Origin of the sequence: Aurantimonas sp. A3-2-R12 (assembly GCF_036016755.1) — a bacterium.
GTDB classification, from domain to species: domain Bacteria; phylum Pseudomonadota; class Alphaproteobacteria; order Rhizobiales; family Rhizobiaceae; genus Aurantimonas; species Aurantimonas coralicida_A.
The window spans coordinates 16,924-32,252 of the sequence record NZ_JAYXIH010000007.1 but is presented as its reverse complement, the minus strand read 5'-3'; the positions used below and the strand labels follow the sequence as shown (position 1 = coordinate 32,252).

General features: G+C 66.8%; 15 protein-coding genes and 2 pseudogenes. 3 read left to right on the top strand and 14 right to left on the bottom strand.

Features of this window, described 5'->3' with window-relative positions:
- Window position 1: 1 nt before the first annotated feature.
- The 7 genes from xdhC to VSX60_RS05585 all read right to left on the bottom strand — a co-directional run bounded on the left by xdhC (window position 2) and on the right by VSX60_RS05585 (window position 7,356).
- Window positions 2-877 (bottom strand): xanthine dehydrogenase accessory protein XdhC, encoded by an 876-nt coding sequence (gene xdhC / locus VSX60_RS05615; protein WP_327623168.1) that lies wholly within the window; start codon window positions 875-877, stop codon window positions 2-4.
- Window positions 874-3,282, bottom strand: coding sequence for a xanthine dehydrogenase molybdopterin binding subunit (gene xdhB / locus VSX60_RS05610; RefSeq protein WP_327623167.1), 2,409 nt, complete (start codon window positions 3,280-3,282; stop codon window positions 874-876). The genes xdhC and xdhB overlap by 4 nt, the downstream gene beginning before the upstream one ends.
- A complete protein-coding gene (gene xdhA / locus VSX60_RS05605) occupies window positions 3,282-4,769 on the bottom strand; it encodes a xanthine dehydrogenase small subunit (RefSeq protein WP_327623166.1) in 1,488 nt (495 codons plus the stop codon). Before xdhA ends, xdhB begins: the two co-directional genes overlap by 1 nt.
- Window positions 4,769-5,137, bottom strand: coding sequence for a hydroxyisourate hydrolase (gene uraH, locus VSX60_RS05600; protein WP_327623165.1), 369 nt, complete (start codon window positions 5,135-5,137; stop codon window positions 4,769-4,771). The genes xdhA and uraH overlap by 1 nt, the downstream gene beginning before the upstream one ends.
- A gap of 176 nt (window positions 5,138-5,313) precedes the next feature.
- Window positions 5,314-6,651 (bottom strand): 8-oxoguanine deaminase, encoded by a 1,338-nt coding sequence (locus tag VSX60_RS05595; protein ID WP_327623164.1) that lies wholly within the window; start codon window positions 6,649-6,651, stop codon window positions 5,314-5,316.
- Between the two features lie 37 nt (window positions 6,652-6,688).
- The gene (locus VSX60_RS22545) at window positions 6,689-6,886 is read right to left on the bottom strand and encodes a hypothetical protein (protein WP_442872873.1); all 198 of its coding nucleotides are present in this window, start codon (window positions 6,884-6,886) and stop codon (window positions 6,689-6,691) included.
- Window positions 6,883-7,356 carry an urease accessory protein UreE gene (locus VSX60_RS05585; RefSeq protein ID WP_327623163.1) on the bottom strand — a complete coding sequence of 158 codons (474 nt, stop codon included), beginning with the start codon at window positions 7,354-7,356 and terminating at the stop codon, window positions 6,883-6,885. Before VSX60_RS05585 ends, VSX60_RS22545 begins: the two co-directional genes overlap by 4 nt.
- 112 nt (window positions 7,357-7,468) lie before the next feature.
- On the opposite strand from VSX60_RS05585, the gene VSX60_RS05580 reads away from it, so the two are divergent.
- Both VSX60_RS05580 and VSX60_RS05575 read left to right on the top strand, forming a co-directional pair.
- Entirely contained in the window at window positions 7,469-8,098 is a 630-nt protein-coding gene (locus VSX60_RS05580; protein WP_327623162.1) for a hypothetical protein, read from the top strand.
- 366 nt (window positions 8,099-8,464) lie between these two features.
- Window positions 8,465-8,896: a hypothetical protein gene (locus VSX60_RS05575; protein WP_327623161.1), complete on the top strand. Its 432-nt coding sequence runs from the start codon at window positions 8,465-8,467 to the stop codon at window positions 8,894-8,896.
- On the opposite strand, the pseudogene VSX60_RS05570 reads toward VSX60_RS05575, so the two are convergent.
- Window positions 8,893-9,198: pseudogene (locus VSX60_RS05570) on the bottom strand (urease subunit beta). The gene VSX60_RS05575 and the pseudogene VSX60_RS05570 sit on opposite strands and share 4 nt — an antisense overlap.
- Window positions 9,199-9,360: 162 nt before the next feature.
- Window positions 9,361-9,936, bottom strand: coding sequence for a HupE/UreJ family protein (locus VSX60_RS05565; protein WP_327623160.1), 576 nt, complete (start codon window positions 9,934-9,936; stop codon window positions 9,361-9,363).
- A gap of 358 nt (window positions 9,937-10,294) precedes the next feature.
- On the opposite strand from VSX60_RS05565, the gene VSX60_RS05560 reads away from it, so the two are divergent.
- A complete protein-coding gene (locus VSX60_RS05560) occupies window positions 10,295-10,621 on the top strand; it encodes a hypothetical protein (protein ID WP_327623159.1) in 327 nt (108 codons plus the stop codon).
- Window positions 10,622-10,666: 45 nt separating this feature from the next.
- Here VSX60_RS05560 and VSX60_RS05555 read toward each other — a convergent pair.
- From VSX60_RS05555 to VSX60_RS05535, 5 genes and pseudogenes are all read right to left on the bottom strand, one after another.
- Window positions 10,667-10,774, bottom strand: a pseudogene (locus VSX60_RS05555) (urease subunit gamma); the annotation flags it as partial.
- Window positions 10,775-10,798: 24 nt separating this feature from the next.
- A complete protein-coding gene (locus VSX60_RS05550; RefSeq protein WP_327623158.1) occupies window positions 10,799-11,611 on the bottom strand; it encodes a formylmethanofuran dehydrogenase subunit C in 813 nt (270 codons plus the stop codon).
- On the bottom strand, window positions 11,608-12,516 hold the full coding sequence (gene fhcD, locus VSX60_RS05545) for a formylmethanofuran--tetrahydromethanopterin N-formyltransferase (RefSeq protein ID WP_327623157.1): 909 nt from the start codon (window positions 12,514-12,516) through the stop codon (window positions 11,608-11,610). The genes VSX60_RS05550 and fhcD overlap by 4 nt, the downstream gene beginning before the upstream one ends.
- Window positions 12,504-14,144, bottom strand: coding sequence for a formylmethanofuran dehydrogenase subunit A (locus VSX60_RS05540; RefSeq protein WP_327623156.1), 1,641 nt, complete (start codon window positions 14,142-14,144; stop codon window positions 12,504-12,506). The genes fhcD and VSX60_RS05540 overlap by 13 nt, the downstream gene beginning before the upstream one ends.
- Complete coding sequence (locus tag VSX60_RS05535; RefSeq protein ID WP_327623155.1) at window positions 14,138-15,220, bottom strand: hypothetical protein; 1,083 nt, start codon at window positions 15,218-15,220, stop codon at window positions 14,138-14,140. Before VSX60_RS05535 ends, VSX60_RS05540 begins: the two co-directional genes overlap by 7 nt.
- Between the last annotated feature and the right edge of the window lie 109 nt (window positions 15,221-15,329).

Here is a 15,329-nt window from a genome sequence, read left to right as displayed (position 1 = left end):
GTCATCCCGTTGATCTGACCCCGGCACTATGACATCGCCCGTTGCGCGTCGCAAAGCGATCGATCAGCTTTTCCTGTTGATCGGAAAGCAGGCAGACGGCCAGCTCCGCCACCGTCAATGCGGCGATCACCTCGGGGCGCTTGTCATGCAGCGCGGCGCCGCCGATCGGCAGCGTCAGGCGGGCGATGTCGGCATCTCGCCCCTCATCCGCCAGATAGCGGCGAAACCGTTCGCGCTTCGTCGCCGAGCCAATCATGCCGACATAGGCGGCGTCGCCCCGCGCGAGCGCCGCCGCAGCAATCAGAAAATCCAGCGAATGCTCATGGGTCATCACCACGAATGCCGTGCCGGCGGGAGCACCCGCGACTTCGGCCTCCGGCAACGCCGCGGCGGCGGTCTCGACCGCCTCGGGCAGGCCGACCAAGGTCTCCGGCCGGCTGTCGACGAGGCGCACGCGAACCGGCAATAGCGCCAGGGCTGCGGCGAGCGCCCGGCCCGTATGCCCCGCGCCGAAGATCAGCGCCAGCGGTCGCTCCGCCTTCTCGCGCGCTTCGAGCGTCTCCAGTTCCGAAAGCAGGGCTTCGTCCGCCCGGCGCAGCGACAGCTCCACCCGCCCGCCGCAGCACTGGCCGATCGCCGGTCCGAGCGGGACGTCCATCGCCGCCTCTGTCTCGCCGGAAACCAACATCGCCCGCGCCCGATCGATCGCATCGAATTCGAGCCGTCCGCCGCCGATCGTGCCCGCAAACTGCGACGGTGTCACCAGCATCGCCGCACCCGCTTCGCGGGGCGTCGAGCCGAGCGCGCGGGTGATCGTGACGAACACCGATGGCTCTTCTGCGGCGAATGCAGCGCGAAGGGCAGCGACGATGCTCATCCGAGGCCCCGCACCCGCTCGACCGCGGCGAGCACCCGCTCTGGCGTCGCCGGTGCGTCGAGATCGGGGAAGGCCTTGCCGTCTCCCGCCGCACACACCGCGTCGGTCAGCGCCGAGAACACCGAAATCGCCAGCATCAGCGGCGGCTCCCCGACCGCCTTGGAGCGATAGATCGTCGGCGCGCGGTTCTCGCCCTTCTCCCAGATCGCCATGCGGAAATCGTCCGGGCGATCGTTGGCGGTCGGAATCTTGTAGGTCGACGGCGCATGGGTCTTGAGCCGGCCCTTGTCGTCCCACCACAGCTCTTCCATGGTCAGCCAGCCCATCCCCTGGATGAAGCCGCCCTCGATCTGGCCGAGATCGATCGCCGGATTCAGCGACTGCCCGACGTCGTGGAGGATGTCGGCGCGCAGCAGCCGGTATTCTCCGGTTAACGTGTCGATGACGACCTCCGAACAGGCCGCGCCATAGGCAAAATAGTAAAACGGCGTACCTCGCGCGTTCTCCCGGTCGTAGCTGATGCCGGGCGTCGCGTAAAAGCCGGTCGAGGACAGCGAAATGCGCGCGAGATAGGCTTCGCCGACGAGATCGGAAAAGCGCTTCTCGTCATTGCCGATCCGCACCCGGTTGGCCTCGAAGACGACCTGGTCCTTCGGCACCTTGTACCGCTCGGCGGCGTAATCGATCAGCCGGTCCTTGATCGTCCGGGCGGCGGCCTGTGCGGCCATGCCGTTGAGGTCCGAACCGGAGGAGGCCGCCGTCGCCGACGTATTCGGCACCTTGGCGGTCGTCGTGCCGGTGATCTTCACCTTGTCGATGTCGATCTGGAATTCCTCGGCGACCACCTGCGCGACCTTGATGAACAGCCCCTGCCCCATCTCCGTACCGCCGTGGTTGAGATGCACCGAGCCGTCCTTGTAGACATGGACGAGCGCGCCGGCCTGATTGAGATGGGCTGTGGTGAAGGAGATGCCGAACTTCACCGGCGTCAGCGCCAGGCCCTTTTTGAGAATCGGGTTGTCGGCATTGAAGGCCTTTATCGCCTCGCGCCGGGCGCGGTAGTCGGACGAGGCCTCCAGTTCCGCGACGATCTCACCGATCACCGAGTCGGTCACCGGCATATGATAGGGCGTCAGGGCCGGACTACCCCGGTCCTCGGGGGCCGGGTAGAAATTGCGCTTCCTGACGTCGAGCGGGTCGAACCCCGTCTCAAAGGCGATGTGGTCGATGGCGCGCTCGATCCCGACCATGCCCTGCGGCCCGCCGAAGCCGCGAAATGCGGTATTCGATACCGTGTGGGTCTTCAGCCGCCGCGAACGAATGCGCGCGGCCGGCAGCGCATAGGCGTTGTCGGCGTGAAACATCGCCCGGTCGGCGATTGCCGCCGACAGATCCTTCGAATAGCCGCAGCGCACGAAATGCTGGAAGTCGACGGCGGCGATGCGCCCGTCGGCGGCAAAACCGAGATCGTAGTCGATCCGCACCTCGTGGCGCTTGCCGGTCATTTCCATGTCGTCGTCGCGGTCGAGCCGGCACTTCGCCGGGCGGCCGGTCTTGATCGCGGCGAGGGCCGCGACCGAGGCAAACAGCGCCGGCTGGCTTTCCTTGCCGCCGAAGCCGCCGCCCATGCGCCGCACCTCGACGGTCACGGCGTGATCGGGCACACCCAGCATTTTCGCGACATTGTGCTGGACTTCGGACGGATGCTGGGTCGACGAGCGCACCAGCACGTCGCCGTCTTCCTGCGGGATCGCATAGGCGATCTGGCCTTCCAGGTAGAAATGGTCCTGACCGCCGACCTCGACACGGCCCTTGACCCGGCCCGGCGCGGCATCGAGCGCGGCACCGGCATCGCCGAGATTCATCTCATGGACGGGAAGCAGGTCTTCGCCGGTCTTGTCGGCAAGGGCGATCGCGTCATCGATGCAGATCGCCGCCGGCAGGTCCTCATATTCGATCCGCGCCAGTTTCGCGGCAGCACGAGCGGCCGCTTCCGTCTCGGCGGCGACGGCGAACAGCGGCTGCCCGACATAGTCGACCGTGTCGACCGGGAAGATCGGATCGTCGCCGAACACCGGCGAATAGTCGTTCTGGCCGGGGATGTCCGCAGCGGTCAGCATGGCGACAACGCCCGGCGCCGACCGAACGTCATCGAGTTCCATGCCGACAATGCGGGCATGGGCCCGCTCCGACATGGCGATGTAGATTTGCAGCGTTCCGGGCAGCTCAGGCTCATCGTCGACATAGCGCGCGGCGCCCGAGACGTGCTTGCCGCCGCTGTCATGGGCGAGCGCCGTCCTGACGCCGCCCCGGATCGCGCGTTCGCCGCCTGGCGGCTTCTCGCCCAGCGTTTCGAGCGAAGGTTCGCCGGCGCCGCCGCGATCCTGGATGCGCGTTTCGTCCATCACGCAACCTCGCCGAGCGTGGTCGCGTCTGCCGCGACATCCTCGATGCGGGTCCGCACGCCGCCCTGCTGTTCGAGCCAGAACCGGCGCAACAGGTTTTGCGCCGTCTTTAGCCGGTACGCAGCCGAGGCGCGCATGTCGGTTAGCGGGGTGAAGTCCTCGGCCATCGCCGCAGTCGCCGCTTTCACCGCCGCTTCGTCGAAGCGCCGGCCGACAAGCGCGGCTTCCGCCTTCGCCGCGCGCTTGGGCGTTTCCGCCATGCCACCAAAGGCAAGCCGTGCTTCGCTCACTCTGTCGCCGTCGAAGGTGAGGCGGAACGCGGCCATGACAGCGGAAATGTCGGAATCGAAGCGCTTGGAGATCTTGTGCGCGAAGAAGCGCTGGTTCGTCCCCAGCCGCGGCACCTCGACGGCGGCGACGAACTCGCCCTTCGCCCGGTCCTGGCGGCCGTAGGCGATGAAGAAATCCTCAAGGTCGATGGCGCGGGCCGTGTCGCCCTGGCGCAGATGCAGCCGCACGCCCAGCGCGATCAGGCAGGGCGGCAGATCGCCGATCGGCGAGCCGTTGGCAATGTTGCCGCCGACCGTGCCGGCATTGCGGATCTGGCAGCCCGCGAAGCGGCGCAGCATCTCGCCGAGATCGGCGTGCATACCCGTCAGTATGTCGAAAGCCCGGCGATGAGTGACGCCGGCCCCGATAAAGACCCGGCCGGCCGCTTCCTCGATCATCTGGAGATCGCGGACATGGCTGACGTCGATGATCATCGGCAACTCGCGGTGCTGCTTGGTCACCCACAGCCCGACGTCGGTCGCGCCCGCGACCAGCACGGCATCCGGATGCGCGGCATAGGTATCGGCGAGGTCGTCGACATTGGTCGGCGCGAACCAGTGATCGCCGCCGGCCTCATAGGCGAAGACGCCGTCACCTTCGAATTCCGCCAGCCGAGCGCCGAGCGCCGCGTCCTCTTTCGCAGTATCGGGCACCGGCACCGCGCCGAGCTCCAACCCCGCCTCGACGATCGGCCCGTAGCCGGTGCAGCGGCAGAGATTACCGGCGATCAGATCCTTGACCGATTGGCGGTCCGAGATCGCGCCTGTGAGCCAGCCGGCGTAAAGCTGCATGACGAAACCCGGCGTGCAGAAGCCGCACTGGCTGCCGTGTTTTTCCACCATCGCCGTCTGGATCGGGTGGGCTCCATCACGGCCGATGTATTCCACCGTCTCGATCGCCCGGCCATTCAGCGAAGGAAGGAATTGGATGCAGGCATTGACCGCCCGGCGCGAGAGGCCGCCGCCGCCATCCGGCTCCGCGATCAGCACCGTGCAGGCGCCGCAGTCACCCTCCGCGCAGCCCTCCTTGGTGCCGGTCAGCCGTTCCGTCCGGCGCAGATACTCGAGAATCGTCGTCGTCGGCTTCAGCCCCGCGACGGCACGCTCCTCGCCATTGAGGACGAAGCGGATCGGCCGAGGGGCGTCATGACCGGTCATCAGCTGCCCCTGTAGGTGGAATAGCCGAAGGGCGAAATGAGCAGCGGCACATGATAATGCGTCTCGTCGGCGATGCCGAAGCGGATGACGACGTCGCTGAGGAATTTCGGCTCCGGCAGATCCCGGCCCGTCGCGTCGAAATAAGCGCCGGCCGCGAAAACGAGTTCGTATTCGCCGACCACGAAAGTCTCGCCGGCCATCAGCGGCGCGTCACAGCGCCCGTCCGAATTGGTGACGGTTTCCACGACCTTTTCCCTGCCACCGTCCGCCCCGAGCCGCCACAGCGTCACCGCGATACCAGAGGCCGGCCGGCCGAGACTGGTGTCGAGCACATGGGTCGTCAGCCGGGCGGCGGTCAGTTCGGACATTCAGGCTCTTTCCGTCGTTTTTGACCATTCGGTCAAGCATTCTGCAACGTCGGGAGCGGCGGCGTAAAGCGGAAAGCATCCGGCTGCTTCCAAGCCCGTGCAAGATGAAAAGCGTGACGCGTTCCTTGCCCCACGCACCTCGTTTCGCCGGGCATCGGTAGACCAGGAGCGCGAATTCAGCCGAAACGCCGGGCCGCTGCGCTATGTTCGGCCCTGAGACGGGCCAGGTCGACCCCGACCGGATGGCCGTCGAGGACGCGCCATTCGCCCTTCACCATCACCCGGTCGGCGCGCGTCGCGCCGCACAGGACCAGCGCCGCAATCGGATCATGCGCGCCGGAAAAGCGCAATTCGTCGAGGGTGAACAGCGCAAGATCGGCCTGCCGCCCGATGTCGATACGGCCGATGTCGGTGCGGCCGAGACAGGCCGCCGAACCTTCGGTTGCCATGGCCAGCACGTCTCGCGCGGTGATCGCTGCGGCCGAGCGGTAGTTCAGGCGCCCGACCATCAGCGCGTGGCGAGCCGCCTCGATCAGGTTCGAGGCGTCGTTCGAGGCCGAACCGTCGACACCCAGCCCGACCGGCGCCCCGGCATCCCGCAATTCGTTGACCGGACAAAAGCCCGAGGCCAGCACCGCATTCGACGTCGGGCAATGGCAGACGCCGACCTTGTGCGCGCCGAGGCGCCGGCATTCCTCGGTGGTAAAATGAATGCCGTGGGCGAGCCAGGTGCGCGGCCCGAGCCAGCCGACGTCTTCCAGATAGTCGAGCGGCCGGCAACCGAATGTCGCTTCGCAAAAGGCGTTCTCATCCTCGGTTTCGCCAAGATGGGTGTGCAGCCGGCAATCATGCTTGTCGGCCAGCGCGGCGCTCTCGATCATCAGGCTTTTGGTCGCCGAGAAGGGCGAACAGGGCGCCAGCGCGATCTGAATCATCGCCCCGTCGGACCGGTCGTGATAGCGCCCGATCAGCCGTTCGCTGTCCGCGAGGATGTCGTCCTTGTCCTGGACGACGCTATCGGGCGGCAGGCCGCCGTCCTTCTCCGACAGGTCCATCGAACCACGGCTCAATGTGACGCGAATGCCGAGGCTCGCCGCCTCCTCGGCCTCGATGTCGATGGCGTTCTCCAGACCCTTTGGAAACAGGTAATGGTGGTCCGCTGCGGTGGTGCAGCCCGACATGAGAAGTTCGGTCAGCGCCAGCCTGACCGACAGGCGGAAACTGTCCGGATCGAGCCGCGCCCAGATCGGATAGAGGCTGGTTAGCCAGGGAAACAGCGCCTTGTCGATCGCCGCCGGATGCGCCCTAGTCAGCGTCTGGTAGAAATGATGATGGGTGTTGACGAGACCCGGCAGGACCACGTGCCGCGACGCATCGAAGACCGCGTCGACCGGCCCCGAAGGCGCGCCGCCTGCGGGCACCAGTTCGACGATCCGCCCATCCTCGATCACCATGCCGCCATCCGCGCCGTCGGCAAGAATGGCGAGCGGCTGCTTCAGCCACAGCCGTGTCACGCCGCGGACTCGACCATCGGCAGGCCGTTTATGTGGATCATGACCGGAAGAGCCTCGTTCGCAGCGCCTCGTGCCGCATCGCGGCGATGTCGGACCCTAGCGCCACCGAACCGAGGTCGTCCAGCGCCGATCGGAAAGGCGGCGAAAACAGCGTCAGCAGTTGCGGCAGATGCGCGGCGGCTTCGCCGGCCACACCGCCCGCCTCTGGCGTCGTCGAGGTTTCAGCGTCCCTCACCGGATTGCGGTCTCGGGCGAAGGCTCGTGGTCATGGCCGTGCGCCTCATAGGCTCCGCCCTCCGGATCGAACCCAGCCGCCACTTCGGTGATCGTCGCGCCGAGGCCGGACAGCATCTCGTAAATGACCGGGTCGCGGCGGATCAGGATACACTCGCCGAGAAGCTGCGCCGGCAGATGACGATTGCCGATCTGCCAGGCCAGAACGAGGAGATGCCGGGCGTCCTTGCCACGAACCTCGTAGAGCTCTTCGGGCTTGGCCCGCACCGCGATCAACCGGCCGTCGTCGAGGCCGATCGCGTCGCCGTCCCTCAGCAGCACTGCCTCGGGCAGATCGAGCAGAAATGCGATGCCGTCGTCGTCCGAGACCATCGCCATGCGTCGGCGATGCCGCGCCGTCTCGTCGAGCGTGATCGTGTCGGCGGCGTCCGTCCATTCGCCCGCGCGCTTGACCGAAGTGCCAACGATCATTGAATCTTCCTACTTCCGCACGCTAGCGCGCCCTGTCCCCTTCGCGGCGACGATACGGCGGCGACAAGCAAGCCGCCACCCCCAAGCCGCGCACCAGGCATGAGGAGCCGTCATGCCGCTGCAAAACCGGGTAACCCCGCTGGGAGAGATCATCGCCGATCCGGCGCGGGGCGCGCTGATGGGCAATCGCGGCATTCTGCACGATCGCGACCGAAAACTCGGCCGGAGCCGCTGGAAGCACAAGGCCTGGATTGCCTGCGTTCTCGCCTTTCGCGGCAGGCGGCGCACGCCGATGACGTCGGGCCGCTCCGAGCTGTTCTTTCTCGACGAAGCGACGGCACTGGCGGCCGGCCACCGCCCTTGCGCCGAATGCCGGCGCGCCGACTTCAACGCCTACCGCGAGGCGTGGAGAAAGACGCATCATCTCGCCGCACCGCCTTCGGCCAAAGCCATGGACGACGCGCTCCATGCCCATCGGGTCAAACCGCGACTGCGCGATCAAGTGCATCATACGAGGGCGGCCGCAGATATCCCTGACGGCGCCTTCGTGCTGGTCGACGGCGACGCCTGGCTGGTCTGGAAGCGCCGCCTGCTGCGCTGGAGCGCCAGCGGCTACGACCGCGTCGGCGAACTGCCCGGCGGCCCGCTGACCGTGGTTACGCCGAAACCCAGCGTCGACGCCCTTGCCGCTGGCTACCGCGTCGCCGTGCATGACAGCGCCGATGCTCTGCACTGCACCTGAGCGTCGGGGCAGATTCGGCCATGGACCCGATCTAAAACAGAAAATACCGCTACGCCATTGGCAGCTCGCTCGCCGGCTCGCAGGTCAAAAGCGCGCCATCGGCCCGCACTTCGTAGGTCTGGGATCGACCTCCATCTCAGGCCGACATGGGGCCTGGTAGATGCCGGTGTGGTCGAGGGTCAGCGCTCCGCATCGTCCATCGCTGCCTCGCACCATTCCAGACCATAATTCGGTCGCGAAAGCCTGGCTTGCCCGATCTGTCGGGATCGCGCAGACTGCTGGCGCGTTCCTGGATGGTCCGCCCGTCATCAGCGCTCGCGCCTGTCGCCGGCCCCCCATCGCCCGTTCGCCGGAAAGGAGTTTTCCGTGTTTCGTTTCGCACTGCTCGCAACACTTCTCCTGCCGGCGGCGGCCTTCGCCCAGGCCTTCGATCCGGGCCCGATGGGAGACGTGCCGGGCATGTCGATGTCCGGCTTGCCGATCGTCGGCGCGCCGCAACCGCCAGCCGGTCCGCGCATTCCCGGCGCCCGAGTGTTCGGCGACACGGTCGAGGAGCGCGCCTATGGCCGCGACTTCGATGACAGCTATCTGCGGCCAGTCGTTCCCCGCTTCGGAGGCGGTGCGGACATGCCGAACGAGCTGCGAGCCATGGAGGGCCGCTCCGACCTCAACAGCGTCAATGCCGGTGCTTTTGCTCGCGGTGGTCCGGGCGCTATTGGCCGCAGCGCGGTGACGCGCGGACGCTCGCCGGGCTCACACCGCGCGATCATCCGGAGATCGCCGAAACCGACGCGTTAGAACGCGCCCATCACCTTGCCGTTGAAGCCATGGACCTTGCGCACCCCGCCGAGCGGCACCAGCGTCACCTCGCGCGTCTGCCCCCGGCTCGAAGCGCACGGCCGTGCCGGCGGCGATGTCGAGGCGCATGCCGCGCGTCACCTCGCGGTCGAAGGCGAGCGCCGGGTTGGTCTCGGCGAAGTGGTAGTGGCTGCCGATCTGGATCGGCCGGTCGCCCGTATTGGCGACCTCGATCGTGACGGGAACCGCCCGTTCGTTGAGGACGATGTCGCTCGCGGCCGTGAGATTTCGCCAGGGATCATGACCAATGACTCCAAAGCTTGCGGATACCGATTATGACGAGCACGGCCAGGAGAACAGGGCCGATCGCCATCAGATCATATTCCCCAACCGGTTGCGGTGCCCGCAGGAATTCCGGCATGACATCTCCCCGCCGCCCGGCGCGGCTCGAAGGCTCCGGACGATCAGCCGGCCATCAGATAGAGGCCGGCGCCGGCGGACAGCGCACCGATCGCCCGCAGGAGGATAGGGTTCGCCGTCCGGACCAGAGCATTGCCGAGCAACAATCCGCCGCCATGCAGCAGTGCCGTCGCGCCGGCAAAGCCGAGGCCAAAGACCGCGGCCCCGGACGCGCCGAGTTCGGCGCCATGCGCCGCCCCATGAAACAGCGCGAAGGCGCCGACGATCGTCGCTGCAAGCGAAACCGGCAGCTTCACCGCCATGGCGATCAGCAGGCCGAGCGCGACGACCGAGGCAAGCACCACCGGCTCGACGAAGGGCAGCGCGATTCCGGCGACCGCCAGGGCGAAGCCGGCACTCATCACCGTGACGAAGGCGAGTGGCACCGCCCACAACGCGCGGCCACCGATCATCGCCGCCCAGATTCCGACGGCGACCATGACCAGCACATGGTCCCAGCCCAGCAGCGGATGGACGAAGCCGGTGAGCAGCGAGCCGTGCTCGGCCGGATTGATGTGGGCAAAGGCGGGGGCCGTCGCGGCGAAAAGCGAGGCGGCGATAAGAGAAAGGCGCTTGAGCATGGTTGTCCCTCGTTTGGTCGACGGTCGCCCCGAATTGGGTCGCGTCCCGCCCGGCATTTGGCCGGGTTACTGTGCGGAGCATGGAAGGCCGGAAAGCAGGTGTCAAAGGGTTTCTCGCCGCTTTTCCCGCCGCGCGTCAAAGGTCCACCGATCGCCGGTTGTCGGAAGGGTTTTGGAAACGATAAACCAAAGCTGGCGCGACAAGCGAGAAACTCTGGCAACCACCTTTCGTTATCGTCTCGGCAAGCCCGATTTTCGATGCCGCACATTGGCTCTCGAGGATTGGGCCAGGCCGCTCCGGAGTTTCGACGCACAACGATCGAAGCCAGACGGCCGGCAACAGAAGGGAGTCGACTTCATGCTGAGATCATTCGTGATCGCGGCGGTACTTCTTGCTTGGACCGGATCGGCGGGGTCCGGCGACCCGGTGATGATTCGCACCGTGACCATGAACGGAATCGTCGGGACCGCGTACTATTCAACGGTCGAGCAGGGCTATCGCTTCATCGGCGGATCGCCGCGGAACGGCCTCGTCGCCGCTGATGCGCCGATCGCGGTCTCATCGCTCGATGAAGCCGAGAATGCGGTCGCGAGCGACCCTTCGAGCATGACGATGCCGAAGACCAGCGCCTCGGACCAAGGTCAGGCCGGCGGGAACGACGAGGAAGTACAGCAGGGTAGCTGATCGATCTCTATGGGCTGGGCGTTCGGCCGCCCTCCGCGCCGATCCTCAGCGGATTGGCTCGTGGACCGTCACCAGCTTGGTGCCGTCCGGGAACGTCGCCTCGACCTGCACGTCATGGATCTCGGCAATGCCTTCCATCACCTGATCGCGGGTGTCCGTCGTTTCGGGCGACGGACGTCAGCGCAGCGGCAGGAAGATTTCGCCCTTGCCGAGAACCGCGGTGTCGCCGCCGATACGCCGCATCGGCGCGCCGTCGAAGGGTACAGGTCCCAGCTCGCCGGCTGCGAATTCCTGCGCCATCAGCTTGAGGATCAACAGATCGGCCGGGCCATTGTCGAGAAAGGTCGGGGCCAGCCGTTCGGCGCCGCCGCAGAGGATCAGCGTGCCGCGCTTCATCAACCGCCCCGGCGCGCCGCGCGCCAGACCGCCCACGACGAGGGTTCCGGCGATCATCCGGCTGCCGGCATTGTCGCCCACCGCGCCATCGACGACGATGGTGCCGCGGCGCATCCGGTCGGCCGCCCGCGCCCCTGCGCTGCCACCGACCCGGATCGCGCCGCCGCGCATGCCGGCCATCTCGCCCGCCATCGGACCGCCAAGAAAATCGCCCGCGTCGCCACCGACCGACAGAAAGCCGCCGCTCATGCCAGACCCGGCGAGGCCGCCGACTAAACCTGTGACGGTCAGCCGCCCTCCGGCCATCAGCCGGCCGACGCGCCAGCCGGCGTCGCCCGCGACATGGATCGCGCCGCCGTCCATCGCCTCGCCGATCCGGTCGAAGCGCTCGGACCCACCCTCAAAGCGGATCGCCGCCGCGTCGTCGCCGGACAGCGCGAAGATATCGCCGACGGTTACCAGCTGCTTGGTCGTGCCGATCGGCAGCGCGGTGATTTCGGACTGGCTGAGATTCGCCAGATGGGCCGGCGTCAGGATCGACAGATCGAGACGCTGGTCCGGTTCCGCCGTCTTGCGGAAGGTCAGGCCGCTCATGGCACGAGATCCTTGAGGTGGAAGTGATGCGGGCCCAGATCGCCGCCGTAATTGCCGGCACCGACCCTGATCGCCCCCTCCTCCGGCCCGAGAGCGATCGCCGCTTTCAGCCCGGCCCGCATGGCGTCGGCAACCGCCTCGGCCGACAGGCCGTCGATGACGATTTCCAGCACCGAGCCGATCTCGGGACCGAGGGCGGATGGGACCACGCCCTTCAACGTCGGGCAATAGGCCTCGTTGGTCGAGGCCATCATGCCCTTGTACTTGCCGCCGACCTTGGAACCAGAACGCACGATCCCGCCCGGGAACGGCATGATCACGTCGGGCACAGCCCGCATCGCCGCGACGGCCGCTTCCGCGGCGGCGAGCGCCTGCCGACTGCCGCGCGCCATGAACAGGAGATTGCCGCCGCCGACGCCCTCCCTGGTAACGCCGGTCTTCGCCTCGCAGACGAATTCGCCCTCCATCACCGGCATGCGCCAGAAATGCTTGTCGCCGAATTTCTTGGATATTTGCCAGCCGTCGGCGAAATAGCGGATCGCCGAGCCGAGATCGATCTGCGTCTCGCCTTTCAGATCGGCGTAGCAAGCCGACGTCGGGCTGGTGAGAATGCATTGGCCGAGCCGGGTGCCGAGTTGCTTGGCCAGGCCTTTCGTATCCATCGCGAAGATCAGGATACGCACGCCCGGCCGCCCGTCGCGGGTCTCCTGTGGCGTCAGCAGCCGGTCGATCCCCGCCTCGCAGCCGCAGGCGATGACCGAGGTGGCAAAGCCGGTGAACGAGCGGGCGGCTTCCAGCGCCCATTTTTCGCTGTCGGCGGTCACTTGGATCGCTGTGGCGCGCATCGGAAAGGCTTCTGCGAAACTGTCGTCGATCGCTACGCCGTTGAAGATCATCTCCGGCATGGCACCACCTTGAACGGATCCTCGCGCCCGATCGCGTAGTCCGGCACTTCGAACCACCGCGCCGGCAGGCCGTAGCGCTCGTCGAAATAGGTCTCCAGACGCTTCGCCATCGCCTTGTCGGCCTCCGGACGCAGCGACAGGGTCCGCCCGGAGACACGATTGACCACCCGTCCGTCCTGCACGACGAGGGTCCCATCCTTGAAGACATAGGCGGCCCGGCCGAACATCGCCGCCTTGTCGTCACCGGGTCGGTAGACGGCGATATCGGCGATAGCGCCTTTGCCGAGATGGCCGCGATCGGCGGTGCCGAGCAGCCGCGCCGGCGCCGCGCGGGTCATGGTCGCGATTTCCTTCAGCGTATATTCGCGGGTGATCTCCGGCAGGATCGTCATTTCCAGCACAGATTTCGGCAGGGCTTCCAGCCAGCGCTGGCGCACGCCCCGGTCCATCAGCAGCGCGAAGATGTCCGGATAGGCGGTGAACGGGGCGCCGTTCGGATGGTCGGTGGTGAAGAACACCCGGCTCGGATCCTTGATCAGGAGAAACAGCTCCAGCCCGATCGCCCATTGCAGCGCGTTGAAATAGCTCGACTGCTTGTAGTCCATCGGCACGACGCCGCCGCCATTCGCCTCATGATCGAAGATCACCGATTTGCGCGGCTTCGCCTGGCCGCGACCGGCGAACTGTCGCAACTCGTCGGCGGAGACCGTTACCGTCTGTCCGAACATCACCTGGCCGATATCGACGGTAATTTCCTTCGTCGCGTTGACCAGTTCGGCGAGCCGCTGACCTTCCGAGGAGAACCGGCGAGTTCCCTCGGCGCCATAGCCGTAGAATTGCAGATGCGCCAGATGCAGCGGCAGACCCTCGGCCGCAGCGATGGTCGCCTCGGCCGCTGCGGCCGAATCCCCGGGAACGCCGAGATTGTTGCAGTGGACGTGCAGCGGGTGCGGAATGCCGAGGCCGGTCACCGCCGTCTGCAGCGTCTTGACGATCTTGCGCGAGGAGACGCCGTAGTCGGGCACCTCATCGTCGAAGCCAAACTGGCGGACATTCTCCTTGAAAGCGGCCGATCCGCCGGCATTGATGCATTTGACGCCAAGCGCGCGGGACGCCGAGACGGTCCAGGCGACATAGTCCGCGATGGCGCTCTCGCTCTCGCCGTCTCGGATCATCCCCATCAGGAAATCGTCGTTACCAAGAACGACGAGGGTCGCAGTGTCGATGATCGGGATGTCGGCGAGTTCGAGATGGGCATGCAGAGCCGACGACGGCGCCATCGCCGGCTCGACCACCGTGGTGAAACCCATTTCGGCGTAGCGCAGGCCGGTTTCCTCGGTCGTCCAGCCGACCTTCGACAGCGCCGTCGCACCCGGCCGCGACTGGAACGCACGGTGAAATTCCGGCAGCAGCAGCCGCGCCGTGTTCACATGCCCGCCGGCGATGTGGGAGTGGATGTCGATCGCTCCGGCCATGACGATCAGGCCCTTGCAGTCGATAGTTTCGCCGGGCACCCTGCCGTCGGCGGGCGGATCGACGATATGGCCGTCCTCGATGAAGAGATCGGCGACCACATCACGGCCGTTCGCCGGATCGACGATATGTCCGTCCTTGAGCCGCATCAGCATGGCGCCGCCTCGCCGAGCGCCGCCGCGATCGCCGACAGGATCTCGGCCGAGGGAGGGGCATCGCTTTCCGCGCTTGCAGGAACCGGTACGAAGCCGCCGAACGTCCCGTCGAAAAGAGCGCCATCATGATCGCGGCCGGCCAGGGCGACCTCGAAACCGATCTCGGGCGTATGGGTCCAGGCATCGCCGGGCGCGGTGACCGCGATTACCGGCACCCGTCCCGCCCATTCCGGCTCGGCGGCGTTCGCGCCGGCCAGAGCCGCGACATGGATGGCGAGATCCGCCTCGCCCGAGGCAACCAGCCGTCCGGCCTCGAACATCTGCGGATCGTGATCGGGAAACCCGCGCGCGAAGCTCGTGCGCAGGGGAAAGCCGGTCGACCAAGTCGTGGCGAGCGCCGCCGCATAGGCCTGCTCCGGACCGAAAACCGGCAGGCTGGTGAAGCGGGTCTCGGCATTGAGGTCGAAGACAAGGCCGGCGAGCATCTCGACTCCGAGACCATCCATCGCCGCGGGTGAGAAGATGGCGCAGCCGAAGGCAGCGCCCTTCAGCCATGCCGCGATCTCGCCTATCCGCTTCTCGGGCAACGGCCCGTCGCCGAACCGATGCCCGGCAAGCGCGGCCCTGATCATCGCGAGGGCGTCGACGATCCCCTCCCCGGGACAACCGACCCGTTCAACCGTGATCGCTTTCGGCAAGGGCGGGGCATCGGACGGCGCACCCAGCCACAGCGCCTGCCGCCCTCCGCCCTTTGTGCGACCGCCGAGATCCGGCCCGTTCGAGAACAGGAATTGCGGCAGGTCCGGCGCCGGGGCGAAAGCGTCCGGTCCGACGATCAGCACGCGGTCGGCGCGACGCCGGATTTCCGCGGGCGCGCCAAGCATCATGCCGCCGTCACGAAGCGCTGAAATCAGCGGATAAATCTCTTTCGACGTCGCGTGATCGATCGCGCCGCCGGCGACCCGGCAAAGCGTGATCGCCGCATTGATACCGGCGAGATCGGTAGCCAGTCCGGTAACGACGGGAAACCGGCTCCGGCCAATGCGATCAGCCGTCGCCCGGACCGCCTCCTCCATGGACACCGGCCGTCCATCGATCCATGCCTTGCGCAAGACGCTTCGCTTTCTGTGCCCGTCGCCCAAATCTACAGGCTTGCGGGAGAAGGTCAAAGCCGATCGCCCGCTC

Excerpts from the sequence above, each read along its gene's own strand:
- xdhC (WP_327623168.1), bottom strand. The coding sequence starts at position 877 with ATGAGCATCGTCGCTGCCCTTCGCGCTGCATTCGCCGCAGAAGAGCCA.
- xdhB (WP_327623167.1), bottom strand. The coding sequence starts at position 3,282 with ATGGACGAAACGCGCATCCAGGATCGCGGCGGCGCCGGCGAACCTTCG.
- xdhA (WP_327623166.1), bottom strand. The coding sequence starts at position 4,769 with ATGACCGGTCATGACGCCCCTCGGCCGATCCGCTTCGTCCTCAATGGC.
- uraH (WP_327623165.1), bottom strand. The coding sequence starts at position 5,137 with ATGTCCGAACTGACCGCCGCCCGGCTGACGACCCATGTGCTCGACACC.
- VSX60_RS05585 (WP_327623163.1), bottom strand. The coding sequence starts at position 7,356 with ATGATCGTTGGCACTTCGGTCAAGCGCGCGGGCGAATGGACGGACGCC.
- VSX60_RS05580 (WP_327623162.1), top strand. The coding sequence starts at position 7,469 with ATGCCGCTGCAAAACCGGGTAACCCCGCTGGGAGAGATCATCGCCGAT.
- VSX60_RS05565 (WP_327623160.1), bottom strand. The coding sequence starts at position 9,936 with ATGCTCAAGCGCCTTTCTCTTATCGCCGCCTCGCTTTTCGCCGCGACG.
- VSX60_RS05560 (WP_327623159.1), top strand. The coding sequence starts at position 10,295 with ATGCTGAGATCATTCGTGATCGCGGCGGTACTTCTTGCTTGGACCGGA.
- VSX60_RS05550 (WP_327623158.1), bottom strand. The coding sequence starts at position 11,611 with ATGAGCGGCCTGACCTTCCGCAAGACGGCGGAACCGGACCAGCGTCTC.
- fhcD (WP_327623157.1), bottom strand. The coding sequence starts at position 12,516 with ATGCCGGAGATGATCTTCAACGGCGTAGCGATCGACGACAGTTTCGCA.
- VSX60_RS05540 (WP_327623156.1), bottom strand. The coding sequence starts at position 14,144 with ATGCTGATGCGGCTCAAGGACGGACATATCGTCGATCCGGCGAACGGC.
- VSX60_RS05535 (WP_327623155.1), bottom strand. The coding sequence starts at position 15,220 with ATGGAGGAGGCGGTCCGGGCGACGGCTGATCGCATTGGCCGGAGCCGG.